We start from the raw sequence: 26,573 nt of genomic DNA, 5'->3' as shown, positions 1-26,573 counted from the left end.
GCGCACAGACCTTCGCCAAGGAGAGACCTCATGACCCGCATTCCCGCCCTGCGCGATGACGAGATGACCCAGACGGCGCGCGAAGCCCATCAGACGCTGGAGGCTTATGGGCCGTTCGACAATTGGTCCCGTGTGGCGGCCCATTGCCCGCCGGTGCTGGACCACGTGGCCGGTATGCTGTGCGAACTGCGCGCACAGGCCAATTTGCCCCGCCGCGCATTGGAGCTGGCCATGGTCACGGTGTCCAAGCTGAACGCTTGTGACTATTGCATCTCACATCACGCAGCCTGGGCCACCGTCGAGGGGCTGAGCGCCGAAGGGGTGGCAAAACTGCCCGAGGTAGACGGCCACCCGGAACTGGATGAGTGCGACAAGGCGGTTGTGCTTTATGCTAAGGCGGTCACGTTGCGCTCAGGCCAGATGCGCGACGCCGAGGTCTCAGACCTGCGGCAGTGGTTCACCGACGCACAAATCGTCGAACTCACTTGGCGCATCGCCCTAACCGGCGCTTTTAACCGCTTCAATGATGCGTTGCAGATTGAACTTGAGGCAGAGTTTGAGGCGGTATCCAACGCTTAGGATTTGGCGGGATTTCGAGTTGAGACAGATTGGATAGATCAGGTCTTTTAGGACATCTGGTGCCACGCGACGTTTTTCTAACACGTGTTAAGGCACCTGCTGTTTGCTGGACAAAACTGTCATCCGCTCTGCACAAAGCTATCGCTTGTGAAGCAGTCAAAACAGACGAAAACGTAGACCATTCCTACGTCTGCGAGGCACACTTCATCACCGACTGAGTCTATCTGAGCGTAAGACGTTATTTCACTGCCGCAGCTCTTGCAAACTTGATTATGCTCAGTTTGAACGAAATCAGGCTTACCACCAATTTTTGAGCGTTTTCCGACGGATGCGTCTGCCCACTTGAAGCCAATTACTTGCTCAGCCTCCAGCGTAATTGCCTGCATAACAAGTGGGATTTCAGGAATATCTTTCATAAGGCCTCGCCAAAATTGAGTTGCAGGTATCATGCGAAGGCGCACGACGCTTTGTCCCAAGGCCAGTATACCAACTCAGTACAAAGTCTCTGGGTTCTCTGCGGTAGGACTCGCTCTTTCCACCCATCTCAGGTTCATCGCACCGTCGCGTGTGTCCTAAACGGCTTGTGCACCGTCACGAAAGGCCCGCCCCTAATACCCCCGCCAGATCCAGCCACCGCCATAGATGCGGCTACCCTCTGAGGCGTAGAACACACAGGCCTGACCGGGTGAGATGCCTTCTTCGGGGGTCAGCAGTTCCACCTCGGCAGTGGTGTCGGACAGGGGGCGGATGATCGCTTCGCGCGGGGGGCGGGTGGAGCGGACTTTGACCGACAGGTGCCATTCCTTGCGCGTGGTAAAGGGCTCATCACCCAGCCAGTTGATCTCACGTACCGGCACGATGCGCGTGGCGAGCATCTCTTTTGGGCCGACGACGACCTGTTTCTTGTCCACGTCCAGCTTGACCACATAAAGCGGCTCACTTAGCCCGCCGATGCCAAGGCCGCGGCGCTGGCCGATTGTATAGTGGATCACGCCCTCATGCTGCGCCAGAACACGTCCATCGGCATGGACGATTTCACCCGGTTCCGCCGCACCGGGGCGCAGTTTTTCGATCACGCTGGCATAGTTGCCATTGGGCACAAAACAGATGTCCTGACTGTCGGGCTTGTCGGCCACCGCCAGCCCGTATTGCGCGGCCATCTCACGGGTGGCGTCTTTCGAGGGCAGGTGGCCCAGCGGAAAGCGCAGAAACTCAAGCTGCTCGGGCGTGGTCGAGAACAGGAAATAGGATTGATCGCGGTTTGCATCCTCGGCGCTGTGCAATTCCGGGCCGTTTGCACCCATCTTGCGCTGAATGTAATGACCCGTCGCCATGCAGTCAGCCTCAAGATCCTTGGCGGTTTCCAGCAGATCCTTGAACTTCACCCGCTCATTACACCGAATGCAGGGCACAGGGGTTGCCCCCGCCAGATAGCTGTCGGCAAATTCGTCAATCACGGCGTCCTTGAAGATGTTCTCATAGTCCAGAACATAGTGGGGAAAGCCGCGCTCTTCGGCCACGCGCCGCGCGTCATGGATGTCGATCCCGGCACAGCAGGCGCCTTTCTTGGCCAAAGCGGCGCCATGATCATAAAGCTGCAGGGTTACGCCGACCACGTCATAGCCTTGATCGGCCAGATGTGCGGCAACCACGGAACTGTCCACACCACCAGACATGGCCACCACCACCCGCGTTTCCGAGGGCGGTTTGGCAAAGCCAAGCGAGTTCAGGGGTGTCTCGGTATCGAGGGCCATCAGGGTATCCGTTCCGGGTTAAAGAAGACCGGCAGAATATAGGAAAATTCTACACACTCTCAAGGGGCGGTTTCACTCGGCTTTAAGTAGACTGGTGCCAGCTTTGTCGCAGCAAGAAAAGGTCAATGAGATGTATTTGCACAAAGTGAAAGGTCCACGATCCGTCACCTTGCCCGATGGCAGCATTCTGACACGCGCTGATCTGCCGCCCACAGATACACGCCGCTGGGTCGCGTCACGCAAGATTCTGGTCGTCCGTGGCGTGGTTTACGGGCTGATCACCCAGTCCGAGGCGCAAAAGCGTTATGCCATCAGTGAGGAAGAGTTCAACAACTGGGTGTCACTGGTTGCCGAACACGGTGAGGCCGGTCTGAAAGTCACTGCGCTAAAAAAATATCGACAACTTTAAGATGAATGTGAATAAATGGATAAACGGTAACTTCAGATTAACCATTTTTCTACAGGCTCGATTCAGTTGAAGAATTTGACCTAAATTGGAGCAGTTAAATGCGCATACTTCTTGTCGAGGATGATCCGACAACGTCCAAAAGCATCGAGTTGATGCTGACCCATGCCAACCTGAACGTGTACGCGACAGATCTTGGCGAAGAAGGGATCGACCTGGCGAAACTGTATGACTACGATCTGATCCTGCTTGATTTGAATTTGCCGGATATGAACGGGCACGAGGTTTTGCGCCAGTTGCGCATCTCGCGCGTTGAAACGCCAATCCTGATCCTGTCGGGTGCGGACGACACCGAAAGCAAGATCAAAGGTTTTGGCTTTGGCGCTGATGACTACCTGACCAAACCGTTCCATCGCGAAGAGCTGGTGGCCCGCATTCACGCCATCATCCGCCGGTCAAAAGGTCATTCTCAATCAATCATTCACACCGGCCAGGTGGCCGTGAACCTGGATGCGAAAACGGTTGAGGTTGAAGGAAAAACCGTTCACCTGACCGGCAAAGAATACCAGATGCTGGAACTGCTCAGCCTGCGCAAGGGCACGACCCTGACAAAAGAGATGTTCCTCAATCACCTGTATGGCGGCATGGATGAGCCGGAATTGAAAATCATCGACGTGTTCATCTGCAAATTGCGCAAGAAACTCAGCAATGCCACCGGCGGTGACAACTATATCGAAACGGTATGGGGGCGTGGCTATGTGTTGCGTGACCCGCAAAGCAACGGTCTGGATGAAACCCGCATGGCCGTCGGCGCCTGATACGACAGATTTGTCGTTATAGGTCCGGGACGACATACTCACTCACGGCTCAGCACAGCACTGGACCTGGCCATGGCCTCGCCCTATCACTGGGGACAAAGAAGATGTGATAGAGCGAGGCCATGAGCGAAACCGTTGCGGTAGAAAACCTGACCGAAGCGCAGGCAAAGGACGAACTGGCCCGCTTGGCTTCGGTGTTGCAGCGCGCAAACCGAAAGTATCACGGCGAAGACGCCCCCGAGATCTCTGACGCAGAGTATGACGCTCTGAAACAGCGCAATGCCCAGATCGAAGCACAATTTCCCGACCTGAAACGCCCCGACAGCCCCTCGGACCAAGTGGGTGCCAAACCCTCGGACGGGTTTGCCAAGGTCACCCATGCGATCCGGATGATGTCGTTGGGTAATGCGTTTGACGATGAAGAGGTGGGCGACTTTGATCGCTCTATCCGCAAGTATCTGGGATTGTCGGCAGACGCTCCGCTGGCTTATACAGCGGAACCGAAGATCGACGGGCTGTCTCTGTCTTTGCGCTATGAGAACGGCAATCTGGTTCAGGCCGCCACGCGCGGTGATGGCGAAACCGGCGAGAATGTGACCGAGAATGCGCGGACGGTGTCCGATATTCCGCATCACATCGAAGACGCACCGGAAATTCTTGAAGTTCGCGGCGAAGTCTACATGTCACACGCCGATTTTGACGCGCTGAATGCGCGGCAGGCCGAGACGGGCGGCAAAAGCTTTGCCAATCCGCGCAATGCGGCTGCCGGATCTCTGCGGCAGTTGGATTCCCAAATCACCCGTGAACGACCGCTTCGATTTTTTGCTTATGCCTGGGGTGCGCTGTCCGAGCCGCTGGCGGAAACACAGCACGAAGCAATCCAGCGCCTGAAAGGCTTTGGATTTCAGGTGAATGCTCTGACGCAACTGTGCCAAACCACGCAGGAAATGCTGGATCACTACCGCATGATCGAGGCGCAGCGGGCGACGCTTGGCTATGACATCGACGGGGTCGTCTATAAGGTCGACGACCTGGCCTTGCAGGCGCGTTTGGGCTTTCGCTCAACCACGCCGCGTTGGGCGATTGCCCATAAGTTCCCGGCCGAGCTGGCCTGGACGCGCCTTGAAGCCATCGACATACAAGTGGGACGCACCGGCGCGTTGAGCCCGGTGGCGCGATTACGCCCCGTGACGGTGGGCGGTGTGGTCGTGTCAAACGCGACGCTGCACAATGAAGATTATATCGCGGGTAAAGATGCCAAAGGCGGCACCATTCGCGGCGGCAAGGACATTCGCGTCGGTGATTGGGTGCAGGTCTATCGCGCCGGCGACGTGATCCCGAAAGTCGCGGATGTGGACCTGTCAAAACGCCCCTCCGATGCTGCTCCTTACGTGTTTCCAACGCAGTGCCCGGAATGTCAAAGTGCAGCGATCCGGGAAGAGGGCGACGCTGTGCGCCGCTGCACCGGCGGGTTGATATGTCCGGCGCAGGCTGTTGAAAAACTGAAACATTTTGTGTCGCGCAAGGCGTTCGATATCGAAGGGCTGGGCGCAAAACAGATCGAGATGTTTCATGGCGACGCGACGCTGCCGATCAACACGCCTGCGGATATCTTTTCGCTGGAAGAGCGCGACAAAACCAGCCTGGCCAGGCTCAAAAACCGCGAAGGTTGGGGAGAAACCTCGGCCAGCAATCTTTTCGCCGCAATAACTGAAAAACGCCAAATCGCCTTTGCTCGGCTGCTTTTTGCCCTCGGTATTCGCCATGTGGGAGAGGTGGGCGCGCGCGATCTGGCGCTGTATTACCGCGATTGGGACGCCATGGCCCAAGCGCTGGATACGGCGCGCCCAGCCGCCCTTGCGCAGCGGCAGGCGGATGAGGCCGAAGAAGCCGAGCGCTTTACTGCTGCCTCAGAAGGCCGCCGCGCCCGCGTGAAAGAGGTGCGCGATGCGGCCATTGCGGCGGCAGATGTGCCGGATGACGCCAGCCGGGCCTGGGCGGATCTGATCGGTATCGATGGGATCGGTGCATCTTTGGGCCTGTCGTTGTCGGACGCGTTCGCCAATGCAGATGAACGTCGGGCCTTTGACGCGTTGCGCAGCCATCTGACGATCATCCCCCCGGACGCGCCGGCCTCGGACAGCCCGGTGGCAGGAAAAACCGTGGTCTTTACCGGCACGTTGGAAAAGATGACCCGGGCCGAGGCCAAAGCCCGCGCCGAAGCGCTTGGGGCCAAGGTGTCGGGCTCGGTCAGCCAAAAGACCGACCTTCTGGTGGCCGGACCGGGCGCGGGTTCAAAGGCTAAGAAGGCAGCAGATTTGGGGATCGAAACGCTGGATGAGGACGGTTGGCTGCAACTGATCGGCGATGCATGAGCGGCCGTCCTGAGCTATTATTCCCGCTTTTTGCGAGCCTTGAAACGCTGGGCGGCGTGGGGCCCAAAACCGCTCAGAACATGGCGCAGCTTGGTATAGAAACGCCGCGTGATGTGTTGTTTTCATTGCCTTATGCGGTGATCGACCGGCGCAGGCGCGACACGATCCAAGGTGCGGATTTGCCCAGCACCCTGACGGTTGAAGTGACAATCGGAGCCCATCGACCACCGCGCAATCGCGGGGGGGCTTACCGGATCCATGTCGAAGACAGTCAGGCCGATTTTCAACTGGTCTTTTTCCATGCGCGTGGTGATTATCTGAAGAAAATCCTGCCGGAAGGAGCCCGGAGGGTGGTGTCGGGCAAGCTGGAGCTGTTCGACGGGATGGCACAAATGGTGCATCCGGATCATATGGTTGCACCGGAAGAAGCCGGAGAGCTACCTGAGTTCGAGCCGGTCTATCACCTGACCCAAGGCGTGACACAGAAAACGGCCTATAAGGCCGCGCAATCCGCATTGGCCCGCATGCCAGAGACGCAGGAATGGGCCGATCCCGAACAGGTCAAACAGAAAGACTGGCCGGGTTGGGCCGATGCCATGCGGGTGGCCCATCACCCCAAGGGCGCGGATGACGTCTCGCCTTTTGCACCCGCGCGAGAACGTTTGGCCTATGACGAGTTGCTGGCGCATCAGCTCACCTTGGCGCTGGCGCGTCAGCGGGAACGTAAATCGCGTGGTGTGGTCAGCGTGGGCACTGGCCGGTTGCAGTCGCGGGTCTTGGGCAATTTGCCTTATCGACCCACCGGGGCTCAGGCCCGGGCCATCGAAGAAATTGCCGCCGACATGGCGTCCGAGGCGCGCATGAACCGCTTGTTGCAGGGGGATGTCGGCGCGGGCAAAACCCTTGTGGCCTTCATGGCGTTGCTGGTCGCGGTCGAGGCAGGCGGGCAGGGTGTGATGATGGCGCCAACGGAAATTCTGGCGCGCCAGCATTTGGAAGGCCTGCGCCCGCTGGCCGAGGACGCGGGCGTAGTGCTTGAAATCCTGACAGGTCGCGACAAAGGCAGCGAGCGCAAGGCCAAACTTGCAGCTTTGGCGCGCGGTGACATTCAGATTCTGGTCGGTACCCATGCGGTGTTCCAAAGCGATGTCGCGTTCCATGAGTTGCGGCTGGCCATTGTGGACGAGCAGCATCGGTTTGGCGTGCGCCAAAGGATGGAGCTGTCGGAAAAGGGGCAGGGCGCGGATGTTCTGGTTATGACGGCCACGCCGATCCCGCGCAGCCTGGCTTTGGCGCAGTATGGAGATATGGACGTCTCGGTGCTGGACGAAAAGCCACCGGGTCGCAAACCGATCAAAACCGCGATCATCAGCACGCAGCGGATGGATGAGGTTGTGGCGCATCTTCGGGGTGCCATTGAGGCGGGCAAGCAATGTTACTGGGTGTGCCCGCTGGTGGACGAATCCGAGGTTTCGGACCTGACCGCTGCTGAGGAACGGTTCAAACGGTTACGCGCAATTCTGGGTGACGGGGTTGTGGGGTTGGTTCACGGGCAGATGCCACCGGCCGAGAAAGACGCGGCCATGGCTGCTTTTCAGGACGGGCAGACAAAGGTTCTTGTGGCCACCACAGTGATCGAAGTTGGTGTGAACGTGCCAAACGCCACGATCATGGTGATCGAGCGGGCCGAGATCTTTGGTCTGGCGCAATTGCATCAGTTGCGTGGACGGGTGGGGCGGGGCGAGGATGCGTCGACCTGTTTGCTGATGTATCAGCCGCCGCTCAGCGAAGGGGGGCGCAAACGGCTTGAGGTGTTGCGCGAAACCGAAGACGGGTTTCGCATTGCCGAGACCGACCTTCAGATGCGCGGCGCGGGTGATTTGATCGGAACGGCGCAATCGGGCCTGCCCAAGTTCCGCATCGCCGATCTGGAACGTCAGGCGGGGTTGATGGCCGTTGCCCAATCGGATGCCCGTGCTTTGTTGTCTGGTGACCCCAAACTCACCTCGGATCGAGGGCAGGCGGCGCGTGTTCTTTTGTGGCTGATGAAACAGGATCAGGCGATCCGTTTGATTTCAGTGGGTTAGCCGGTAAATCCCATAAAGTTCGCAAATGTTCTTAAAAAGTTCTTTACCCGCCCCTCGAAATATGAGAACAAAAGGTCAACAAAACCTTAAGACACGACCAGAGGTGATCCGATGCTGACCCAGATCAAATCCGCATTCAGCCGTTCTCAGGCAACGTTTATTCAAGACGCTGCGGGTGCTGTGTCATTGGTCGTGATCCTGATGGTTGCCCTGCATATGCCCACGGGGTTCTAAAGTTTTCTGCCTGCGATCTCGTGCCGGCCTACCGCGCTTGTCATCCCCATCTCAGTCAAGGGTGACCTGCCTGTCCCAATTCCCTTGAAGGGGCCAGCCTCGGCCCCGCGCGGAGTTCCGGGTCCCACACGAGAGACGCAATACCTGCCGCCGCCCTTTCCGCCCGGAAGGTGCGGCGGTTTTTTTTACAGCTGACCGGTTTTGAAAATCTCCAACAGCGCCGACAGGACCGAGTTCACCGCAACCGAAGCCAGAATCATCCCCATCACCCGGCTGATGATCGCGGCGCCGGAATAGCCGATGAACCGGATAATCGGCTCGGCCAAAAGCATCAGAACAAAAGCGATCAGCACGACAACCAGCATGACAAGCGCGGTTATGCCCTGATCCACCACGCTGTAACGGTTGTTGTCGGTCAGCACGACGATGGCCAGCATAGCCCCGGGTGAGGCCAGTGAGGGCACTGCCAATGGGAAGATGGCAGGGTTGGGTTTCTGCGGCGCTTGGTCCAACTCTTCTTCGGCTTCGCGTTGTTCCCGGTGCTGTTTGCTTTCGCCAAAAATCATGGTCAGCGCAAAGAGAAACAGAATGATGCCACCGGCCACTTGAAAGGAATTCAGACCGATATCCAGGGCTTCGATGACCAGTTGGCCGCACAGCAGAAAGAACAGCAAGATCCCGGCGCTGACCAGGGCCGCCAACAAAGCCACGCGCCTGCGCGCCGCAGCCTCGATCCCCGCTGTCACGGCGATAAACACCGGGATGGTCCCAATGGGGTCGATGACAACCCAGAGCGTGACGAATTGTTCAAGAAGATACTTCAAGTCTTTCTCCGCAATGCGAGACAGACCCTAGATCGATCTCTTTTCAAAAACCACAGATTACGCGCAATGCGCCTGTTCAGCCTGTTCCATCGCCTCGGCGGCGGCTTCCAATGTCAGCATGATCGACGCGTGGCGATTCTTGTAATCGCGTGCGGGCATCAGAACATCCAAGCCGTCAAAGGGTGCATCCGGGGCGGGACCGTCGCTCTTGAGCATGGCCTTCAGCTGATCCCGCGCGGTTTCGACCTGTGACCGGGTCGCCCCAAGAATGGCGCTGCCAACGACCGAAGCCGCAGCCTGGCCCAATGCGCAGGCTTTGACGTCCTGACCGAACTCGGCCACCCGCCCGTCCTGAACCGAGACATCCACGGTCACTGTGGACCCGCACAAAGGTGCGCGTTTCTTGACGGTCGCGTCGGGGGCTTCAAGCCGGTCAAGATGGGGAATATCGGCTGCCAGGGCCAGAATACGACCGGAATACAGCTTGATAAGATCGGTTTCGCCGGACATGGCTTTCCCTCGTTGTCTGTTCCTCATACATAGTGACCCAACCCTGGGATGCAAAAGGTTTTTCTCATGTCAGACTCGATCACGTTTGATCCAAACACTCTTAAGTTCAACGCTGACGGGTTGATTCCTGCGATTGCGCAGGATGAAGAAACCGGAGAGGTTTTGATGATGGCCTGGATGAATGCGCAGGCGGTGTCGCGGACGCTGGAGACCGGGCGCGTGACCTATTGGTCGCGGTCGCGGCAGGCGTTTTGGATCAAGGGTGAATCCTCGGGCCATGTGCAGGAACTGGTGGATTTTCGTGTGGATTGCGACCGGGATTGCCTGTTGGTCGTGGTGCGTCAGACCGGTCCGGCCTGCCACACCAATCGCCGGTCGTGCTTTTACACGGCCGTACGTGACGGGCATGAGGTTGAGCTGATGGCTCCGATGCACTGAATGACGCGCGCGCCGCGCCTTCGGCGAACCTATCTTTGAAATGATGGCCGGGTCAGAGACCCACCATCTTGCGAATATCCAGAGGGCTAGCGCCTTCGGCCCTGTATTTCATCAGCGCCCGCGCGTCGTCTCGTTTGGCCAGGCGCTTACCTGCGTCGTCCCGGATCAATCGGTGGTGGCGATAGATCGGGATAGGCAGGCCCAGTAGGGTTTGCAGCAATACGTGGATCTGCGTGGCCTCAAACAAGTCCTCCCCGCGTACCACATGGGTGATCATCTGCGCGGCGTCGTCGACCACTACAGACAGGTGGTAAGAGCTGCCCATGTTGCGGCGCACCAGAATGATGTCGCCGACAGATGAGATCAGCGCATCAGGGTCCAGTTTATGCGCTCCGTGATAGGTCTCGCCCGTTTCCGCGAAACCCGTCATATCCGCCCGTTGGATGGCTTTGGCCACATCCAGCCGCAACACGTCATCTGGTTGCGCAGACGACATCACCCGGTAACGACAGGTGCCTGGATAGATGCGCCCATCGGGGCCAAATTGCGGAACGCCTTCCTGCGGCGCACCCGCTGCGGCCTCGATATCTGCGCGTTTGCAGCTGCAGGGGTAGACCACCCCCATCTGGATCAACTGATCCAATGCCGCGCGATACTGCGGCAACCGGTCTGATTGGCGCATCACTGGTGCAGGCCAGCGCAGGCCAAGCCAGCTCAGGTCGTCATATATCTGATCCTCCCACTGCGCCCGCGCGCGGGACTGGTCAATATCCTCGATCCGCAGCAGAAACTGGCCACCCTGTGCTGCGGCCATGTCAGAGGCCAACAACGCCGAATAGGCATGGCCCAGATGCAGCGGACCGGTGGGGGATGGCGCAAAACGGGTGGTGAAGGTCACGCTTTTTCAAGAAGGATGACGTCGGAATTCAGGTTCTGGCGGGGCAGGTGCGGCCCGCTTTCGCGAAACAAAATGCGCGCCGCACCGGTGTCGACCCAATCTGTCAGCCGAGAGGTAAAGGCCGGATCATCTAGCGTATGATCGTTGAAGGAAAAGGCCAGAATTCCGGATTTGGGCAGGGCGTTCATCAACAGATCAAAGGTTTCTGGCGGCGCGGCTCCCGTTCCGATCACCCCTATGGCGGCGATGACGGAATAGGCGCCGTTTTGCAGCGGTGCCGGGTCGTCGATGTCAAACCCTTTTAGGTTGCGATAAACGCCCTTGGCCTGCGCGCCCTCTAACATCTTTGGTGTCGGGTCCATGCCATCGAGCACACGGAAACCTGTCTCGTGCAGCGCCAAACCCGACAGGCCCGTGCCACAGCCATAGTCCAGAATCGGGGTCTGTGGCTCTGGCAAATGCGCCCATAACGCAGCCGCAACACGGCGCGGCGTCGCATAGCCGTTTTCGGCCACCTCATCGTCATAAGAGGCCGCCCAGTCCTGATAAAGATCTTGCGTTTCCTGAGAGGAATTCAGGTTATAGGCGTCGTCGAGGAACTTCTTGCTCATGCTCGCATGTTAGGCGCAGCCTGCCTGCCACGTCCAGTCAACATTGGCTTAACCAGTTGGTCCATTCCTGTTTTGCGCGGTCGGTATAGGCCTTATACCGATCCTTTCGCCCGCGCCGCCCGCCTTTGAGGCCATCAACCGGGCGGAACAGACCGAAATTGACGTTCATCGGCTGAAAGGTCTTGGCATCTGCGCCGCCAGTGATGTGGTGGATCAAGGCACCCATGGCGCTGTCTTGGGGCACATCAGGCAGGGAGTTCCCCAGAATTTCAGCCGCCGCCAACCGGCCGGCCAGCAGCCCCATGGCAGCACTTTCGACATAGCCTTCGACACCGGTGATCTGACCTGCGAACCGGATGTTAGGCTTGGATTTCAGACGCATCTGCGCATCGAGGAGTGTTGGCGAGTTCAGAAACGTGTTGCGATGGATACCGCCCAGGCGGGCAAAACTTGCATTCTCCAGCCCAGGGATCGTTCTGAATACATCTGTTTGCGCGCCGTATTTCATCTTGGTCTGAAAGCCCACGATGTTGAACAGTGTGCCCAAGGCGTTGTCGCGGCGCAGCTGGACCACGGCGTAAGGTTTGACATCCGGCTGATGTGGATTGGTCAGCCCCACCGGCTTCATTGGACCATGGCGCAAGGTTTCGCGACCACGTTCGGCCATTACTTCGATGGGCAGGCACCCGTCGAAATACCCTGCGGTTTCGCCTTCGTGGAATTCGGTCTTGTCAGCTGCAAGCAGCGCATCGATGAACGCCTCATACTGATCACGATCCATCGGGCAGTTCAGATAGGCGGTGCGTTCTTCCTCGGTCTCACCCTTATCATAGCGCGACTGCATCCAGGCCTGGCTCATGTCGATGCTTTCGGCATAGACGATCGGAGCGATCGCATCGAAGAAGGCCAGCGCCTCAGCCCCGGTTTCCGCCTGAATGGCCGCGCCCAGATCTGGCGAGGTCAGGGGGCCGGTGGCAAATATCCAATGCCCATCTTCGGGCAGGGTGGTGACCTCTTCCCCGGTCACGGTCACTTTGGGATGTGCGTGCAGTTTGGCGGTGACGGATTCCGCAAACGGATCACGATCCACGGCCAGCGCGCCACCAGCGGGCAGGCGATGCGCGTCGGCAGTGGTCATGATCAACCCGTTGGCTGCGCGCATTTCCCAATGCAGCAGACCAACAGCGTTCTGCTCATCATCGTCGGACCGGAAGGAATTCGAGCATACCATCTCGGCCAGATTGCCAGTTTGGTGCGCAAAGGTGCCAACTTTGGGCCGCATTTCGTGGATGACAACATCCACACCCATTTCTGCCGCTTGCCAGGCCGCCTCGGATCCGGCCATGCCGCCGCCAACGATATGCAATTTCTGTGTCATGCGCTGCCACATAGGGCACGGCGCAAACATGCGCAACGCGTGTCTTTCAGGTGTTGGAAAACTTGGGAGATTTTGGGGTCGCCGCTGCGGGAATGTCTGCGCCGGTGAGAGAAACCAGCTGGAGGGACCTTCCGCCCACGGCGACCCAAAAGCATATTTGGGCCTTAGCCCTGACTAACCTGTGCCACAGTGTTGCCCTTTTGGGAAGGGAAAAATTGCGAACAGTCGTTAAAATTATCAGAGACCATTGCCTTATTGCCGCCAATTGGGTGGTCGCTTCTCAATAAAGGCAGAAATTCCTTCTTCGGTGTCGCGATGCATCATATTCTGTGCCATTACCTCGGCGGTATGGGCATAGGCCTGATCCACAGGCATATGAATCTGCTCATAAAATGCCCGCTTTCCGATCTTCACAGCCGCGCCAAGCTTGCCTTCCAGTTGTTTGGCCAGTGCTTCGGTTTCGTGCTCAAGTAGCAATTCTGGCACAACTCGGTTGATCAAACCCAGCTCAGCTGCGCGTTCTGCAGATATGAATTCACCGGTCGTCAACATCTCAAATGCTTGTTTTCTAGGGATATTTCGGCTGAGCGCCACCATCGGTGTCGAGCAAAAGAGACCGATGTTCACCCCATTGACGCCAAACCGCGTGCCTTCGGCGGCCACAGCCAGGTCACAGGTGGCCACCAATTGACATCCTGCGGCCGTCGCAATGCCATGAACGCGCGCAATTACCGGCTGGGGCAGAGACTGGATCGACAGCATCATGCGAGCGCAGCGGTCGAACAGATCCTGAAAATAGGCCTTACCGCCATCTTCGGCCTGACGACCTTGTGTCATTTGCTTCAAATCATGCCCGGCACAAAAGGCTTTGCCCGCACCGGACAAGATGACCACCCGAATCGATTCGTCATTCTGTAGCGCATCAAATTGGTCTTGGAGTGCCGCCAGCATCTCATCACTGAGTGCATTCAAACGCTCGGGCGCATTCAAGGTCAGGTGGGCAATGGCCCCCGTGTCGCTACGTTCCAGAATTGCCATCTTGCCCTCCCCATGACAGTTGGCCAACTCTAGGGCGGCAGGGCACGGAGGGGAAGTATGTCATTGGCGCTGAACAAAGAAGAATTGACGGAATATCTGGCGCAGGTCTTTCCACAGGTGCATCAGGATTTTGTGGTCGAGGCGCTGAGCGAAGATCAGATTACCATGCGGCTTGTCGTGGAAGAGCGGCATCTGCGTCCGGGCGGCACCGTGTCGGGCCCGTCGATGTTTGGGTTGGCGGATGTCTGCGTCTATGCGATGGTTCTGGCGCGCAAAGGGCGGCAATCTTTGGCGGTGACTACCAACAGCTCTCTTGATTTTCTGCGCAAACCGGACGGCACAAAGGACATGATTGCCCACTGCAAGTTGCTGAAACTTGGGCGCAGCCTTGCCGTTGGGGACGTGCTGATATTTTCCGAAGGATCGGACAAGCCCGTGGCCCGCGCCAGCATGACCTATTCCATCCCGCCCGAAGGCTCGGCCGCAGCGGCATTTGGATGAAAAAGGGCCGGGGGCAAGCCCCGGCCAGGAAGAGGTCCCGAAAACGGGACTGGGGATGGGTCAGTTCAGCCAGAAATACCGGCGAGATTGTTCATAGGCCTGGCGCCGCGTCAGGCCGACATCGCGCAGCAACCGGTCATCCAGCTTGCCCAGATTGACGCGGCTGCGGCGGCGCTGCTCCCATTTCGTGACCGTCGCTGCAAACTGCACGGCCAGAGCTGCGATCAGCGGCAGCCGGGGGCTGTCGGTCAGCAACAAGAGGGCGGGTGTGTGCGTTGCGCGTGTCATGGGAGGTATCCTTTCCAAATTGTATTGACACAAAGTAAATTGCCTTGATACAAGTATCTGATACATTCAGGATTGTGTCGAAATCAAAGGAAGAATTGTAATGGATACAATTTGGCCGTCTGAACTGCCGAAAACAAAAGGACCAAAATATGCATTGGTCGCCGATACAATTCGAAAAGCGATTGAAAACAAAACCCTGGAGGTCGGCGTTAAGCTGCCTCCCGTGCGTGAATTGGCCTATCGCCTGCAGATCACTCCGGGCACAGTCGCGCGGGCGTATACGATACTGACCGATGAAGGGCTCTTATCCGCCGAAGTTGGAAGGGGTACATTTGTTGCCCCGCCAAAGTCTCCGATCCTGGATGATGTGTGGTCGCGGCAGTTGCATCTGCGAGACGACAAGTACAATGCCAATGTCAGCCTGTTCAGCCCCCGCCTGCCAGATGCAGGACAGGTGGCGCTGATCCGCGAATGTCTGCAAAAGGTTTCGCATGCCGACCCGGGCTTGTTCCTGAATTATCCGACGCGTGATGCCTATCAGCCCATGCGGCAATCGGTGGTGGACTGGCTGTCGGACTTGCCGCTGGGTCCGCTGACCCATGATGATATCGTTCTGACCCATGGCGGACAGAACGGTTTGTGCCTGGTGTTTCAGACCATCTTGCGAGGGCCACGGCCCGTCGTTCTGGTCGAGGATCTGTCTTATGCCGGCTTCCGCCGTGCGGGAGAGCTGATGCGGGCCGAGGTTATTGGGGTCAAGATGGACAAATGGGGCATTGATCCGAAAGCGCTGGAACACGTCTTGCGCCAGACCAGTGCGCAGGCGGTCTGCGTGTCGCCCGAGGTTCAGAACCCAACCGGCGTGCATACACCGCTTGAACGCCGAAAAGAGGTGGTTGAAGTGGCCCGCCGCCACGATCTGCAAATTGTCGAAGACGATTGTTACCGCATGGGCGAAGCGCGCGAGCCCAGCTATCGCGCTTTGGCGCCCGAGCGGGGGTGGCACGTGTCGTCGATTTCGAAAATCCTGACCCCGGCGTTGCGTGTCGGCTTTGCGATTGCACCCCGCGACCGCAGCGTCGATCTGCGACGGTCGGCGGAATATGGCTATTTCGGATTGGCGCAGCCGCTGGCCGAATTGACGCGCTTGCTGCTGTCAGACCCGCGCACCCCACGCATCGCCATGGATGTGCGCAAGAAGATGGGTGACTATGTGCGGATCACGGTAAACGCATTAGGCGGTTTTGACCTCAACTGGGCCCCGGATGTGCCCTTTGTCTGGCTGAACCTGCCAGCGGGTTGGCGCGCAGCAGCCTTCAGTCGCGCTGCCGAGCGCGAAGGGATACAGTTGCGCTCGGCAGACGAGTTTGCTCTGCGCGATGGCCGTGCGCCAAACGCCGTCCGTATAGCCATGAACGGCCATATATCACTCGAACGGTTTGAAGAGGCGATGCTGAAATTGCGGGTTCTGCTGGACAACCCGCCCGAGCAAATCAGCGTTTAACATCAATCCGTCGGCGCGGGATCGCCGAAGAAACCTGCAAGATGCTGGATCTTGCCTCCTGTGCCAAGCCGAACAAAGTCGTGACCGGCGACCATTTCCTGACCCTCTGCGTTGATCATGTGCCATCTGAAATGGACGACATAATGGTGAACGCTGGGTTTGGTGGTGATCTCGACCCGCCCACCGGAGGACTTCAGAACTTCACCTATATGCACTGAAAGAGCCTCGCGGCCTTTAACGTCCGCCGTCGGATCCACGTATCGACCATCCTCTTCAAAGCACCGCTCCAACAGACGCATCCTGTTGTCAGCGTCCAACTCCTGCCAGGCGGCACCGTAGTCCAAGATGGTTTGATCCAAATCCTGCACCAGAACACTCCTTTTCTGATAACACAGTCCCACTATACGTTCTGCGATAGGGCACAGGTCAAAAATGGCCCTTGTTGTTGGGGTAAAATAATACCTATTTTATATCACTTTGTTTTATAACGTTTTTTCCTGAAATGCTGTTGTTGACGCGGTAAGTGACACAGTCTAAACACCGCTCATCGAATTCGGACCGGTCTGCGATCAGGCCGGTCTTTCACATCAAACAGGACTATCCTGCCATGAAAACCTTTTCTGCAACACCTGCAGACATCGACAAGAAATGGATCCTGATCGACGCCGAGGGCGTTGTTCTGGGCCGTCTTGCCTCGATCGTCGCCATGCGCCTGCGTGGCAAGCACAAAGCGTCGTTCACCCCGAACATGGACATGGGCGACAATGTCATCGTGATCAACGCTGACAAAATCCAGATGACCGGCAAGAAGCGCGACGAAAACTTCTATTGGCACACAGGCCATCCGGGCGGCATCAAATCGCGCACCAAACAAGAGATTCTTGAAGGTGCGCATCCCGAGCGTGTCGTGACCCAGGCGGTCAAGCGCATGCTGCCGGGCAACCGTCTGGCGCGCAAGCAGATGACCAACCTGCGCGTTTACGCCGGTGCCGAGCATCCCCACGAGGCGCAAGCGCCCGAAGTTCTGGATGTTGCATCCATGAACAAGAAAAACACCCGGAGCTAATGACCGATGGCTGATCAGATCAATACTCTCGAAGAGCTGAGCGCCGTCGCAGGCGTTGAAACCGTGGCTGAAGAAGTCATTGCACGTGAGCCCGTGCGTGACGAACTTGGCCGCTCCTACGCCACCGGCAAGCGTAAAGACGCTGTTGCCCGTGTCTGGATCAAACCAGGTTCCGGCAAGGTCACCGTGAACGGCAAAGACCAGGACGTGTATTTCGCACGCCCCGTTCTGCAGCTGATCCTGCGCCAGCCGTTCCAGGTTGCCGGCGTGGAAGGTGAGTTCGACGTTGTCGCAACCGTCAAAGGCGGTGGCCTGACCGGTCAGGCCGGTGCGGTCAAGCACGGCATCTCGAAAGCGCTGCAGCTTTATGATCCCAACCTGCGTGGTGCACTGAAAGCCGCAGGCTTCCTGACCCGCGACAGCCGCGTTGTGGAACGTAAGAAATACGGTAAGCGCAAAGCGCGTCGTTCGTTCCAGTTCTCGAAGCGTTAATCGCATCGAACTGCAAAAACTCAAAGGGCTCGCATTTGCGAGCCCTTTTTTGTTGCGCTATGTCCGGTGCTTATTCTTCGTAGACCAGTTTCCACGCGCCGTTTTCGACGACATTCACAAAGACCGTGTCAGCACCCTGGTGATCGTCGGGGCCATAGGTGATGTGATTCCCCACCAACTCGTCCATGTAATCCAGCGACTCCATTGCTTCAATAAAGCTGTCATGGGTCAGGTCCGGCCCGGCGGCCTCCAGCGCTTTGACCATCATCTCGGCAGCGGAATAGCCCAGCATTGCAAAGCCTACCGGATCTTCGCCCGTCGCTTCTTTGTATTCAGCGATGAACGCGGCGGGGGCGGGTTCTTCGGCGCGGGCCCAGAGGTCAAGCCATGAGGCCGCGGCATAGAACCCATCCGTCACACCGCCCGGGACCTGTGCCACAACGGTCAGGAAACTGGCCGAGGTGCCCAGGAATTTCATGTCCTCAAGCCCCATCTTCTTTGCCGTGCCCACAACGGTGATCGCCTGACGCACCCCCAAGGCCATGGTGACGATGTCACAGCCTTCTTCCTTGAGCTTGCTGAGCGAGCCGACAAAATCGGTCTCATCCGGTTTATGGGTGGTTTCGGCTCCAAAACTGATGCCAGCCTCTTCGGCGCCCGATTTGCTGCCGTCCAGAATCTCTTCGCCGAAATCGGTGGGCAGATACATGGTGCAAACGGTTTGCGAGCCGAACTCTCCGGCCAGGTATTTCACACCGATCCGCGCCTGATCGTAATAGGTGGAGAACGAGGTGAACTTGTTGCGCATCGGCTCTTGCAGCATCTGACGCGCGGCGGTCAGGGGGGCCACGTTGGGAATGCCTTTGGGATCCAGCAGGTTAAAGCCCGCCACATTCATCGGCGTGCCCAGAGATTGCAGCATCGCAAACACCTTGTCGCGGTTCAGCAACTTGTTATAGCCCTGCATCGCGCGCGGCATTTGATACCCGTTGTCTTCAACCACATAGCGGATCTGGCGTCCGTGCACGCCGCCCGCGGCGTTGACCCGGTCAAACACAACATTGGCACCTTTGGTGGCTGGCACGCCGACGGCGGCGAAAATTCCGCTGAGGTCATTGACCGAGCCGATAACGATTTCATCGTCGGTGACGCCTTGCGTCTGTGCCCAGCCCGCCGTTGTCATAGCTCCTGCAATGGCCAATCCTGAAATGATGTTTTTCATGTTTCTCCTCCCGTTGGGCAAAGCCCTGATTAATCGTACATGGTTTCGATCAATTCTGCGTTGTTCTTTTCCACCAAGCTCCGCTTGAGCTTCATTGTGGCGGTCAGTTCGTCGTCATCGGCGGTGAGCAATACGTCGATCAGGCGGAAATCCTTGATCTGTTCGACCCGCGCGAAATGTGTGTTGACCTGAGCAACTTCGGACGCGATCAGATTACGCACCTCGTCGGCGGCACAGAGTGAGGCAAAGTTTGAGAAGGGGATCTTTTGCTCCTGCGCAAATTTCTCGACGTTTTCCTGATCGATCATGATCAGCGCCGTCAGGTATTTGCGGCGATCCCCGATCACAATTGCATCCGAGACATAGGGGCTGAATTTCATCCGGCTTTCGATTTCAGCCGGGGTGACGTTCTTACCGCCTGCGGTGATGATGATATCTTTGAGACGCCCCGTTATCGTGACAAACCCGTCTTCGTCCACATGGCCCATATCGCCGGTACGCAACCAACCGTCTGCGGTGAATGTCTCGGCTGTCTTGGCGTTGTTGCGCCAATAGCCCTGAAATATGTTCAGGCCTTTGATCTGAATCTCGCCATCTTCCGCAATGCGCAACTGATTGCCCGGGACGGGTCGGCCGATTGTACCCAGCTTGTTGTCGATCAGCGTGTTGAGCGTGGCGACACCAGATGTTTCGGTCATGCCGAACCCTTCGACAATTGGAACGCCGATGGCCCAAAACCATCGCAGCAAATCCGGTGAGATCGGTGCTGCCCCTGATCCACCACGCCGGAGCTTGTCCATGCCCAGCATCCGCCGCAGATTGCGCAGAACCAGACGATCCCACAGCCAGAACTGCGCTGCGACACCGGCAGGAACCGGCTGGCCGGACAAGATGTAGTCGGCCCGCGCGAGGCCCGCTTTCACAGCCAATCCAAAGGCCGCGCGCCCCGTGGGCGTCGCTTCTTTGGCCATGAACTGGACCTGTGAATAGATCTTCTCCCACACGCGGGGCACGGCTGTGAATGTGGCGGGCGAGACCTCTTGCAGGTTGGCAAATACCGTTTCCGGGCTTTCGGCAAAGTTCACAGTGCTTTTGGACGCCAGAGGCAAGTAGATCGACACAACGCGTTCCAGGATGTGGCACAGCGGCAGAAAGCACAGCTGTTCATCGCTTGCTTGACTGGGCAGGGAATGCGCGCCCGCCTCAATGCTTGCCATGATGTTTTCGTTGCTGACCATCGCGCCTTTGGGCATGCCCGTTGTACCCGAGGTATAGACCAGGATCGCTGTGTCCTGCGGCGTCGTTCTGGCGATTTCATCCTCGAACGCCTGCGGTGCGTCTAGATCGGCCTGTTGGCCCAAAGCATAGAGATCATCGATCATCATGCAGCGCGGATGGTTCAGATCGTGCAGCCCTTCGTCTTCCAGGATCACTACGCGCAACAGGTTGGGCAGGGCGTCTTCCACAGCCAGGAACTTATCCAGTTGTTCTTCGTCTTCAACAATCAGGAACCGGCTATCGCTGTCTTTGACGATGTATTCCAGCTGGCTGGCCGAATCCGTCGTATAGATGCCCGATGCGATCCCGCCGACGCCCTGGATCCCCATATCCAGCCAGGCCCATTCCTTACGGTCCTCAGACAGGATTGAGACGACCTCACCCCGTTTCAATCCAAGCTTGCGCAGGGCCAGACCGATCCATTTGGCGTGGGTCCAATATTCGCCCCAGGAATAGGGTTTCCAGATGCCATAGTCCTTTTCGCGATGGGCGGTCCGATCGGTCAGATCGGCGCAGCGTTTCTGGAACAACTGACCAATCGTGGTGCAGCCATCCACGCAAACCGGGCGTTGACCGGGGGTGGCGTTGTAGGACACGCCATCGATCAGCTGTTGCGCAGGCAAGCTGTCATGCATCCCGGTCACCTCCACGTCTTTTTCCGCTTCCAGCGCCGGTTCTCGCGACTGCCTTCTTCCTGCACACCCAGATAGAAGTTCTGAATGTCCTCTGATGCCCGCAGCTCCTCTGCCGCTCCGTCCATCACGATGCGACCCACTTCCATCACATAGCCATGATGGGCCAGCTCAAGCGCCGCGTTGGCGTTCTGTTCGACCAGCATCATGGTCATGTTCTGCTCGGCGTTTAGGCGTTTCAGGATGTCGAAAATCTCTTGCACCAAAAGGGGCGAAAGGCCCAAAGATGGCTCGTCGAGCAGCATGATACGCGGATTGCCCATCAAACCACGACCAATCGCCAGCATCTGTTGCTGCCCCCCGGACAGGGTTCCGGCCTCTTGTGTGCGGCGCTCTTTCAGGACAGGGAAATAGCTGAACACCAACTCTCGGTCCCGCTCGACCTGCGCCTTGTCCGACAGGGTATAGGCCCCGAGGCTGAGGTTTTCATCAACAGTCATCAACGGAAAGACTTCACGGCCCTCGGGCACATGCACAATGCCACGCTGCACCACCTTATGCGGCTCGGATCCCTGTATCTGCGTGCCGTCAAAAGTAATAGTGCCCTTTTCAGGGTCCATCACGCCCGAGACGGTTTTCATCAGCGTCGTCTTGCCTGCGCCATTGGCGCCCAGGATCGACACGATCTGACCGGGATGCACATCCAGAGACACGCCACGAATGGCCATGATCGGACCATAGAAACTTTCGACATTGCGGATTTTAAGGATCGGCTCACTCATGAGGCCTTCCCCAGATAGGCCTCGACCACTGCCGGGTGTGACTGCACTTCGGATGGCGTGCCCAACGCCAGCATCGCCCCATCTGCCATGGCCAGAACACGGTCGGACACGCCAGACACCAGGCCCATGTCGTGCTCGACCATCAAAACGGTGATCCCCATTTGCCGCCTTATGTCGTCGATCCACCACCGCATATCGGTGGTTTCCTCGACCGACAGCCCCGAGGCCGGTTCATCGAGCAACAGCAACTTGGGGTCAGTGGCCAATGCCCGCGCCACCTCGACCACCTTGCGCACGCCGTAAGGCAAGCCCGAGATCATCTTGTCGCGAAACGCCTGAAGATCCAGAAAATCTATGATCTCTTCAACCTTTTCACGGTTCTCCAACTCCTGCTTGCGGGCTGCGCGTGTGAAAAGGATGTTCTGCATAAGGTTGGTTTGACGATGCCGGTGGCGTCCGACCAGAAGGTTTTGCAATACGGTCGCGTGCTCAAAGAGTTCGATGTTTTGAAAGGTGCGCGCAACGCCGAACGCCGCCACACCTGAGGGTTTGACCGTCAAAAGATCGTGCCCGTCAAAACGGATCTGGCCCGCAAACGGGTCGTAGAACCGCGAGATCAGGTTGAAGACCGTCGACTTCCCGGCCCCGTTGGGCCCGACAATGGCAAAAACCTCGCCTTCGTCGACTGAAAAGGACAGATCATCCACCGCAGTCAGCCCGCCGAATTTGAGCGTTACGTTTTCAAACTCCAACAGGCTCATCTCAGACGCTCCGTCTTGAGATAGGATTTCTGCCGTTTGAACATGTCCTTGCGGTAGAAGGGGAACAGCTCGAACCAGGTGCGGATTTTCAGCCAGCGGCCATACATGCCCATCGGTTCAAACAGGATGAAGGCAATCAGGATCATGCCGAAAATCCCAAACTCCAAGCCGGGGATCGCAACCGTACTGCCCCCGAATACCGCACCGACGTATTCCTTTGAGATCGACAGGAATTGCGGCAGGAACCCGATCACGATGGCTCCCAGAAACGCGCCGTGGATTGATCCCAGCCCTCCGATCACTATCATCATCAGCAGCTGGATCGAGATGAGGACGTTGAAGGTCTCGTTGTTGAACGCCCCGGCATACATGCCCATCAAGGCCCCAGCCCATCCCGTGACGGCGCAAGACAGCGCAAACGAGATGGTTTTGGTGCGTGAGATATCGACCCCCATCGCTTGTGCAGACACCTCGGAATCGCGCACGGCGATGAAGCTGCGCCCCAGCGGTGTGCGCAGCAGGTTGATATAGCCCAGCGTCACCAGCACCGCGACCGCCAGCACCAGCCAGAAGAACAGATCCGGTGTGCCCCAGCGATCGACCGTCAGGCCCAGAATATCGACACCGCCCAGGAATTTGCCCGCAACGCCTCCGGTGATTGGTTCGGCCAGAACGATGATGTCGTCCATCAGCACGGACAGGGCCAGCGTGAAAATGGCCAGGTAGATGCCGTGCAGGCGCAGGGCAGGGATGGCCACTGTTACTCCGGCAATTCCTGTCAGTAGCCCGGCAACAGGGAAGGCGATCAGAAAGGGCACACCCGCTTCGATCAAAGCGACATTGGCGTAGCATCCAACCGCCAAAAAGGCGGCATGGCCCAGACTGGCCTGACCCGTATGACCGGTCAGGATCATCAACCCAAGACCGGCAATGGCCCAGATCAGAACATTGGTCAGCTCACCCAGATAGAAGTCGTCCAGCCACCACGGGGCCGCGATCACGGCCGCCAGCAGGATCAGATAGAGGCTGAGTTGATAACCATCCTTCCAGGGGCGGATATCTTGCATGTAGTCGGTTTTGAACACGATCCGCATGGGGTTAGACCTTCTTGATCCGAACCTGACTGAACAGGCCATGCGGGCGGAAGATCAACACGGCCAGCAGCAGGGCATAAGGCGCGATTTGGCTGTATCCGGCAGCGATATACCGGCTGGCAAAGGGCTCAATCACACCCACGATCAGCCCTCCGGCCAAGGCACCCGGCAGGCTGCCAAACCCGCCGATGACGGCCGCCGCAAACGCTTTGATCCCCAGCAGGCCCGTGGTCGGATCAACCGAGCCTTTGGCGGCAAAGAGGATCCCGGCGATCCCTGCAACCACTCCGGCCAGAGCCCAGATCAGACCCTGAACGCGCTTGACTGGAATACCCATGTAGTATGCCGCCAACTGGTTTTGCGAGGCACCCTGCATGGCGAGGCCCAGCTTGGTCTTGTTGAAAAAGACGTAAAGGCTCCAGGTCAGCAACACGGTGACAACAATCACCGCCACGTCCTCGAGCCCCAGCACCAGACCGCCAAACCGAATATCCTTGCCCGCCAGAGGGTTCTGCAAAGCGTGCGGCTCGTGCCCCCAGATCAGACCCGCGACAAAGCGGATCACAAAACCCATGGCAATGGTCAGGATCACCACGGCTGTCTGGCTTTCTCCAAACAAGCGGCGAATGATCAGGCGGTCGACCAGATATCCGAAAACCGCCATGATCCCCAACGAAATCGGCAGCGCCAACCAGAAAGGCAGACCCATATATTCGGTATTGGTCAGCCCGATGGTGACGAAAGCACCCAGCATCATGAAATCGCCCTGCGCGAAATTCACCGCTTCGGTCGCTTTGTAAATCAGCACAAACCCAAGAGCGATCAGCCCATAGACACAGCCATTGGCCAGCCCGCTGATCAGCAGCTGCGCATTGTCCAAATTTTTCCTCCCATTTGCCGGATTGCCCGGCCCTCGGGACTACTATGGCGTGATTATCACCTTGCCGTCACTCTTTTTCAGTGCAGAGACCAGATTTGACACAACGTCACGCAGTCCAAGACGTTCCGAGATATCGGTTTTCCAGCGCCCATCGGCAAACCGCGCCTGAACTTCGCCCACCACACGCATCTGATCTGCGGGTGGCGTGGACATCATCCATTTGGTGAGCCAGAACCCCTCGATCTGCTTGCCCTGAAAGATCAACTGACCCATCTGGGTCAATTGCGGCATCTCGGTGCTGAGCTTCCCATAACAGACCCAACGCGCGCCGTTGGGCATGGCGCAGAAGATCTGTTCGGACAGCTGATCCGCCACCGCATCCAGGAACACCCGGGGCTTTAGCGTGGCGCTGAGGGCTGCGAATTTCTGCGCCACGTCATCTTCTGTCGTGACCAGCACTTTGGCGGCACCGAGGTCGCGCAGAGTGTCTGCGGCTTCGGCCCGACGTACCAATGCGATGGGTTTCAAACCCAGATCGCGCCCAAGACTGCACATCAGCTTGCCAAGCTGACTGGTCGCGGCGGAAACAACAAAAGCGTCGCCCGCATTGCGCGCAATATCGACCATCGCCATTGCGGTCAGCGGATTGACGATCTGCGCCGCGCCGTCTTCGTCGCTGATCTCAGGGCGCAATGGGATGCACATCATCGCCTGTGTCACCACATATTCCGCCCAAGCGCCCGAGCCTGCCGCCACAAAGGCCACGCGCTGTCCGATCAGCCCTTCGGCGCCGTCTCCGGCTGCGACCACATCACCGCAGCCTTCAAACCCGGCAGGCATGCCTTTGACGCGGGGCTGCCCGTATTCGCCCTTGATGAAATGAATGTCTGACGGGTTGACCGAGGCCGCCCGCAACCGGATCAGAACCTGACCCGCCGCGGGTTCAGGCAGGGGAACCTCTGCCTCTGCCAACCAATCGGAGGCATCCTCAATCACTGGCCCGGTAGCCGAAGCGGAATATCCGTCATGGGTTTGAACAACAGCAAACATCGAAGCGGGCAGGGTGGTCATGGGGTGATCCTTCGTTTCTGACGTGACCGCACTCTCCGATGCACATCATATCGGACGGTTACGTTGGACAGGTTGAGAAGGAGTCAAACAAACGCGCTGCAGAGCGTCAACCGGTCAAGCGCGTGACCTGAAGGCAAGGACCGGCCACACGGGCCGGCCCAAGTGTTTTATTGCGGTTGCGTCAAAAGCTGCTGCAACTCCTGCATCTTGGTGACCAAGGTCTCGGGTGAGGCTTTGATCTCATCCAAAATCACAATCGCCTGGGTCTTGATCTCTTGCGCCAATGCGCTGTCCCGCACCGACGCGACCATGCTGTCATAGTCGAACTGTCCCGTTGTCAGCGTACCGTCTTCGATCCACGAATTGAACAGATCCTGACCCTGTTGCGACAGCGCTGCAATTTGGTCGCCTGCCTCGGTTGCGGCGTCTTCGACCTGCGTCCCAACAGATGACGCGCCTTCGCTGATCTGATCTGCTGCTGCATTTGCAGTATTGGTCACAGCGTTTTGCGCCGCCTCTGCGGTCTCGGTGGCCTGATCAACGGCACTGTCCAGCGCGTCGCTTACCGCCTGGCGCGCAGCTTCGGTCGCTTCCCCAGCAGCTTCAGCTGCGTCCTGCGCTGCGGATTGAAGCTCTTCCGCCGGTGTCGGTTCGGGTTGGTTCAGGTAGTAATACGCGCCTGCGCCGATGGCGGCTATGGCGACAATCAAAAGTATGCGTGACATGGAAATGCTCCTTAGGGGTGAGTTGCGAGGGTTCCATCGCCCCAAAAGTAGCGAGTCGAAAGGGGAAAACCGATGCGCCGCACCCCTATTTCCGAATTGGGCCAGTGTCTGCTGATCACCCGACAGCACAGCGGCAAAAACACGCCATGTCGCTCGCGGCATATTGAAACTGTCGTGCTATTGAAACAATCGCAGCGCACTCGCGCTGATCGAATGGCGGAGAGACAGGGATTCGAACCCTGGGTGGGCTTGCACCCACAACGGTTTTCGAGACCGCCCCGTTCGACCACTCCGGCACCTCTCCGCGGGGGTCTGTGAGGGGGGGAT

Annotated in this window: 29 protein-coding genes and 1 tRNA gene; 11 read left to right on the top strand and 19 right to left on the bottom strand. The window is 58.0% G+C overall.

Translation table 11 applies throughout. The annotated features are described in order from the left end of the window. The first annotated feature begins 30 nt into the window (after positions 1 to 30). Positions 31 to 579, top strand: a complete 549-nt coding sequence (locus GOV38_RS02650) for a carboxymuconolactone decarboxylase family protein (RefSeq protein ID WP_171207526.1) — start codon at positions 31 to 33, stop codon at positions 577 to 579. Positions 580 to 698: 119 nt separating this feature from the next. Here the strand turns inward: GOV38_RS02650 and GOV38_RS02645 are convergent, their stop codons facing one another. Beyond that, positions 699 to 995: a hypothetical protein gene (locus tag GOV38_RS02645; RefSeq protein WP_171207525.1), complete on the bottom strand. Its 297-nt coding sequence runs from the start codon at positions 993 to 995 to the stop codon at positions 699 to 701. 192 nt (positions 996 to 1,187) lie between these two features. Then, the gene (mnmA, locus tag GOV38_RS02640; RefSeq protein ID WP_171207524.1) at positions 1,188 to 2,333 is read right to left on the bottom strand and encodes a tRNA 2-thiouridine(34) synthase MnmA; all 1,146 of its coding nucleotides are present in this window, start codon (positions 2,331 to 2,333) and stop codon (positions 1,188 to 1,190) included. A 130-nt stretch (positions 2,334 to 2,463) separates the two neighbouring features. On the opposite strand from mnmA, the gene GOV38_RS02635 reads away from it, so the two are divergent. The 5 genes from GOV38_RS02635 (at position 2,464) to GOV38_RS22440 (ending at position 8,253) form a co-directional block, all read left to right on the top strand. Further along, positions 2,464 to 2,742, top strand: coding sequence for a DUF1153 domain-containing protein (locus GOV38_RS02635; RefSeq protein ID WP_171207928.1), 279 nt, complete (start codon positions 2,464 to 2,466; stop codon positions 2,740 to 2,742). A gap of 98 nt (positions 2,743 to 2,840) precedes the next feature. Further along, positions 2,841 to 3,557 carry a response regulator transcription factor CtrA gene (gene ctrA / locus GOV38_RS02630; protein ID WP_171129413.1) on the top strand — a complete coding sequence of 239 codons (717 nt, stop codon included), beginning with the start codon at positions 2,841 to 2,843 and terminating at the stop codon, positions 3,555 to 3,557. 122 nt (positions 3,558 to 3,679) lie between these two features. Further along, on the top strand, positions 3,680 to 5,932 hold the full coding sequence (gene ligA / locus GOV38_RS02625; protein WP_171207523.1) for an NAD-dependent DNA ligase LigA: 2,253 nt from the start codon (positions 3,680 to 3,682) through the stop codon (positions 5,930 to 5,932). Then, a complete protein-coding gene (gene recG, locus GOV38_RS02620) occupies positions 5,929 to 8,019 on the top strand; it encodes an ATP-dependent DNA helicase RecG (protein ID WP_171207522.1) in 2,091 nt (696 codons plus the stop codon). Before ligA ends, recG begins: the two co-directional genes overlap by 4 nt. Before the next feature lie 111 nt (positions 8,020 to 8,130). After that, positions 8,131 to 8,253: a hypothetical protein gene (locus GOV38_RS22440; protein WP_256367812.1), complete on the top strand. Its 123-nt coding sequence runs from the start codon at positions 8,131 to 8,133 to the stop codon at positions 8,251 to 8,253. A gap of 185 nt (positions 8,254 to 8,438) precedes the next feature. Here the strand turns inward: GOV38_RS22440 and GOV38_RS02615 are convergent, their stop codons facing one another. Both GOV38_RS02615 and GOV38_RS02610 read right to left on the bottom strand, forming a co-directional pair. Continuing rightward, positions 8,439 to 9,077, bottom strand: coding sequence for a MarC family protein (locus tag GOV38_RS02615; protein WP_171098912.1), 639 nt, complete (start codon positions 9,075 to 9,077; stop codon positions 8,439 to 8,441). Between the two features lie 57 nt (positions 9,078 to 9,134). Beyond that, on the bottom strand, positions 9,135 to 9,587 hold the full coding sequence (locus tag GOV38_RS02610; protein WP_171129419.1) for an iron-sulfur cluster assembly scaffold protein: 453 nt from the start codon (positions 9,585 to 9,587) through the stop codon (positions 9,135 to 9,137). 48 nt (positions 9,588 to 9,635) lie between these two features. Here GOV38_RS02610 and hisI point away from each other — a divergent pair, with 48 nt between their 5' ends. Continuing rightward, positions 9,636 to 10,025, top strand: a complete 390-nt coding sequence (hisI, locus tag GOV38_RS02605; protein ID WP_171207521.1) for a phosphoribosyl-AMP cyclohydrolase — start codon at positions 9,636 to 9,638, stop codon at positions 10,023 to 10,025. Between the two features lie 52 nt (positions 10,026 to 10,077). Here hisI and gluQRS read toward each other — a convergent pair whose 3' ends face one another. The 4 genes from gluQRS to GOV38_RS02585 all read right to left on the bottom strand — a co-directional run bounded on the left by gluQRS (position 10,078) and on the right by GOV38_RS02585 (position 13,950). Further along, a complete protein-coding gene (gene gluQRS, locus GOV38_RS02600) occupies positions 10,078 to 10,923 on the bottom strand; it encodes a tRNA glutamyl-Q(34) synthetase GluQRS (protein WP_171207520.1) in 846 nt (281 codons plus the stop codon). After that, entirely contained in the window at positions 10,920 to 11,534 is a 615-nt protein-coding gene (locus GOV38_RS02595; protein ID WP_171207519.1) for a class I SAM-dependent methyltransferase, read from the bottom strand. Before GOV38_RS02595 ends, gluQRS begins: the two co-directional genes overlap by 4 nt. Positions 11,535 to 11,571: 37 nt before the next feature. Continuing rightward, the gene (gene trmFO / locus GOV38_RS02590; RefSeq protein WP_171207518.1) at positions 11,572 to 12,912 is read right to left on the bottom strand and encodes a methylenetetrahydrofolate--tRNA-(uracil(54)-C(5))-methyltransferase (FADH(2)-oxidizing) TrmFO; all 1,341 of its coding nucleotides are present in this window, start codon (positions 12,910 to 12,912) and stop codon (positions 11,572 to 11,574) included. Positions 12,913 to 13,164: 252 nt separating this feature from the next. Beyond that, the gene (locus tag GOV38_RS02585; protein WP_171207517.1) at positions 13,165 to 13,950 is read right to left on the bottom strand and encodes an enoyl-CoA hydratase; all 786 of its coding nucleotides are present in this window, start codon (positions 13,948 to 13,950) and stop codon (positions 13,165 to 13,167) included. Positions 13,951 to 14,007: 57 nt separating this feature from the next. Between GOV38_RS02585 and GOV38_RS02580 the strand changes: the two genes are divergently transcribed. Then, positions 14,008 to 14,451: a PaaI family thioesterase gene (locus tag GOV38_RS02580; protein ID WP_171207516.1), complete on the top strand. Its 444-nt coding sequence runs from the start codon at positions 14,008 to 14,010 to the stop codon at positions 14,449 to 14,451. 60 nt (positions 14,452 to 14,511) lie between these two features. On the opposite strand, the gene GOV38_RS02575 is transcribed toward GOV38_RS02580, so the two are convergent. Continuing rightward, positions 14,512 to 14,739, bottom strand: coding sequence for a DUF1127 domain-containing protein (locus GOV38_RS02575; RefSeq protein WP_171207515.1), 228 nt, complete (start codon positions 14,737 to 14,739; stop codon positions 14,512 to 14,514). A 100-nt stretch (positions 14,740 to 14,839) separates the two neighbouring features. Between GOV38_RS02575 and GOV38_RS02570 the strand changes: the two genes are divergently transcribed. Next, positions 14,840 to 16,243 carry a PLP-dependent aminotransferase family protein gene (locus GOV38_RS02570; protein ID WP_171207514.1) on the top strand — a complete coding sequence of 468 codons (1,404 nt, stop codon included), beginning with the start codon at positions 14,840 to 14,842 and terminating at the stop codon, positions 16,241 to 16,243. 2 nt (positions 16,244 to 16,245) lie between these two features. Here the strand turns inward: GOV38_RS02570 and GOV38_RS02565 are convergent, their stop codons facing one another. Beyond that, positions 16,246 to 16,611 carry a nuclear transport factor 2 family protein gene (locus GOV38_RS02565; protein WP_171207513.1) on the bottom strand — a complete coding sequence of 122 codons (366 nt, stop codon included), beginning with the start codon at positions 16,609 to 16,611 and terminating at the stop codon, positions 16,246 to 16,248. 239 nt (positions 16,612 to 16,850) lie between these two features. Between GOV38_RS02565 and rplM the strand changes: the two genes are divergently transcribed. After that, entirely contained in the window at positions 16,851 to 17,309 is a 459-nt protein-coding gene (gene rplM, locus GOV38_RS02560) for a 50S ribosomal protein L13 (protein WP_171098934.1), read from the top strand. Positions 17,310 to 17,315: 6 nt separating this feature from the next. Next, positions 17,316 to 17,801 carry a 30S ribosomal protein S9 gene (gene rpsI, locus GOV38_RS02555; protein WP_171098936.1) on the top strand — a complete coding sequence of 162 codons (486 nt, stop codon included), beginning with the start codon at positions 17,316 to 17,318 and terminating at the stop codon, positions 17,799 to 17,801. A gap of 70 nt (positions 17,802 to 17,871) precedes the next feature. On the opposite strand, the gene GOV38_RS02550 is transcribed toward rpsI, so the two are convergent. From GOV38_RS02550 to GOV38_RS02510, 9 genes are all read right to left on the bottom strand, one after another. Then, positions 17,872 to 19,023 carry an ABC transporter substrate-binding protein gene (locus GOV38_RS02550; RefSeq protein ID WP_171207512.1) on the bottom strand — a complete coding sequence of 384 codons (1,152 nt, stop codon included), beginning with the start codon at positions 19,021 to 19,023 and terminating at the stop codon, positions 17,872 to 17,874. Between the two features lie 29 nt (positions 19,024 to 19,052). Continuing rightward, complete coding sequence (locus tag GOV38_RS02545; RefSeq protein WP_171207511.1) at positions 19,053 to 20,936, bottom strand: long-chain fatty acid--CoA ligase; 1,884 nt, start codon at positions 20,934 to 20,936, stop codon at positions 19,053 to 19,055. A 5-nt stretch (positions 20,937 to 20,941) separates the two neighbouring features. Further along, positions 20,942 to 21,715, bottom strand: a complete 774-nt coding sequence (locus GOV38_RS02540) for an ABC transporter ATP-binding protein (protein WP_171207510.1) — start codon at positions 21,713 to 21,715, stop codon at positions 20,942 to 20,944. Then, the gene (locus tag GOV38_RS02535) at positions 21,712 to 22,476 is read right to left on the bottom strand and encodes an ABC transporter ATP-binding protein (protein WP_171207509.1); all 765 of its coding nucleotides are present in this window, start codon (positions 22,474 to 22,476) and stop codon (positions 21,712 to 21,714) included. Before GOV38_RS02535 ends, GOV38_RS02540 begins: the two co-directional genes overlap by 4 nt. Continuing rightward, complete coding sequence (locus GOV38_RS02530; protein ID WP_171207508.1) at positions 22,473 to 23,570, bottom strand: branched-chain amino acid ABC transporter permease; 1,098 nt, start codon at positions 23,568 to 23,570, stop codon at positions 22,473 to 22,475. The genes GOV38_RS02535 and GOV38_RS02530 overlap by 4 nt, the downstream gene beginning before the upstream one ends. 4 nt (positions 23,571 to 23,574) lie before the next feature. Next, positions 23,575 to 24,450, bottom strand: a complete 876-nt coding sequence (locus GOV38_RS02525; protein ID WP_171207507.1) for a branched-chain amino acid ABC transporter permease — start codon at positions 24,448 to 24,450, stop codon at positions 23,575 to 23,577. A gap of 42 nt (positions 24,451 to 24,492) precedes the next feature. Then, positions 24,493 to 25,521 (bottom strand): zinc-binding dehydrogenase, encoded by a 1,029-nt coding sequence (locus GOV38_RS02520; protein WP_171207506.1) that lies wholly within the window; start codon positions 25,519 to 25,521, stop codon positions 24,493 to 24,495. Between the two features lie 167 nt (positions 25,522 to 25,688). Then, a complete protein-coding gene (locus tag GOV38_RS02515; RefSeq protein ID WP_171207505.1) occupies positions 25,689 to 26,246 on the bottom strand; it encodes a hypothetical protein in 558 nt (185 codons plus the stop codon). Between the two features lie 214 nt (positions 26,247 to 26,460). Beyond that, a tRNA-Ser gene (locus tag GOV38_RS02510) sits at positions 26,461 to 26,550 on the bottom strand. Positions 26,551 to 26,573 lie beyond the last annotated feature (23 nt).

Origin of the sequence: Ruegeria sp. HKCCA5839 (assembly GCF_013035585.1) — a bacterium.
Taxonomy (GTDB): Bacteria; Pseudomonadota; Alphaproteobacteria; order Rhodobacterales; family Rhodobacteraceae; genus Ruegeria.
The sequence above is the reverse complement of the archived record's forward strand: the minus strand, read 5'-3'. Positions and strand labels throughout refer to the sequence as shown.

Bases quoted from the DNA above. Each gene is read 5' to 3' on its own strand.
- hisI (WP_171207521.1), top strand. From the start codon at position 9,636: ATGCAAAAGGTTTTTCTCATGTCAGACTCGATCACGTTTGATCCAAAC.
- GOV38_RS22440 (WP_256367812.1), top strand. From the start codon at position 8,131: ATGCTGACCCAGATCAAATCCGCATTCAGCCGTTCTCAGGCAACGTTT.
- GOV38_RS02585 (WP_171207517.1), bottom strand. From the start codon at position 13,950: ATGGCAATTCTGGAACGTAGCGACACGGGGGCCATTGCCCACCTGACC.
- recG (WP_171207522.1), top strand. From the start codon at position 5,929: ATGAGCGGCCGTCCTGAGCTATTATTCCCGCTTTTTGCGAGCCTTGAA.
- GOV38_RS02515 (WP_171207505.1), bottom strand. From the start codon at position 26,246: ATGTCACGCATACTTTTGATTGTCGCCATAGCCGCCATCGGCGCAGGC.
- GOV38_RS02575 (WP_171207515.1), bottom strand. From the start codon at position 14,739: ATGACACGCGCAACGCACACACCCGCCCTCTTGTTGCTGACCGACAGC.
- GOV38_RS02545 (WP_171207511.1), bottom strand. From the start codon at position 20,936: ATGCATGACAGCTTGCCTGCGCAACAGCTGATCGATGGCGTGTCCTAC.
- GOV38_RS02580 (WP_171207516.1), top strand. From the start codon at position 14,008: ATGTCATTGGCGCTGAACAAAGAAGAATTGACGGAATATCTGGCGCAG.
- mnmA (WP_171207524.1), bottom strand. From the start codon at position 2,333: ATGGCCCTCGATACCGAGACACCCCTGAACTCGCTTGGCTTTGCCAAA.
- GOV38_RS02635 (WP_171207928.1), top strand. From the start codon at position 2,464: ATGTATTTGCACAAAGTGAAAGGTCCACGATCCGTCACCTTGCCCGAT.
- GOV38_RS02650 (WP_171207526.1), top strand. From the start codon at position 31: ATGACCCGCATTCCCGCCCTGCGCGATGACGAGATGACCCAGACGGCG.
- trmFO (WP_171207518.1), bottom strand. From the start codon at position 12,912: ATGACACAGAAATTGCATATCGTTGGCGGCGGCATGGCCGGATCCGAG.
- rpsI (WP_171098936.1), top strand. From the start codon at position 17,316: ATGGCTGATCAGATCAATACTCTCGAAGAGCTGAGCGCCGTCGCAGGC.
- GOV38_RS02595 (WP_171207519.1), bottom strand. From the start codon at position 11,534: ATGAGCAAGAAGTTCCTCGACGACGCCTATAACCTGAATTCCTCTCAG.
- GOV38_RS02550 (WP_171207512.1), bottom strand. From the start codon at position 19,023: ATGAAAAACATCATTTCAGGATTGGCCATTGCAGGAGCTATGACAACG.
- GOV38_RS02610 (WP_171129419.1), bottom strand. From the start codon at position 9,587: ATGTCCGGCGAAACCGATCTTATCAAGCTGTATTCCGGTCGTATTCTG.
- ctrA (WP_171129413.1), top strand. From the start codon at position 2,841: ATGCGCATACTTCTTGTCGAGGATGATCCGACAACGTCCAAAAGCATC.
- GOV38_RS02540 (WP_171207510.1), bottom strand. From the start codon at position 21,715: ATGAGTGAGCCGATCCTTAAAATCCGCAATGTCGAAAGTTTCTATGGT.
- GOV38_RS02645 (WP_171207525.1), bottom strand. From the start codon at position 995: ATGAAAGATATTCCTGAAATCCCACTTGTTATGCAGGCAATTACGCTG.
- GOV38_RS02530 (WP_171207508.1), bottom strand. From the start codon at position 23,570: ATGCGGATCGTGTTCAAAACCGACTACATGCAAGATATCCGCCCCTGG.
- GOV38_RS02570 (WP_171207514.1), top strand. From the start codon at position 14,840: ATGGATACAATTTGGCCGTCTGAACTGCCGAAAACAAAAGGACCAAAA.
- GOV38_RS02520 (WP_171207506.1), bottom strand. From the start codon at position 25,521: ATGACCACCCTGCCCGCTTCGATGTTTGCTGTTGTTCAAACCCATGAC.
- ligA (WP_171207523.1), top strand. From the start codon at position 3,680: ATGAGCGAAACCGTTGCGGTAGAAAACCTGACCGAAGCGCAGGCAAAG.
- rplM (WP_171098934.1), top strand. From the start codon at position 16,851: ATGAAAACCTTTTCTGCAACACCTGCAGACATCGACAAGAAATGGATC.
- GOV38_RS02535 (WP_171207509.1), bottom strand. From the start codon at position 22,476: ATGAGCCTGTTGGAGTTTGAAAACGTAACGCTCAAATTCGGCGGGCTG.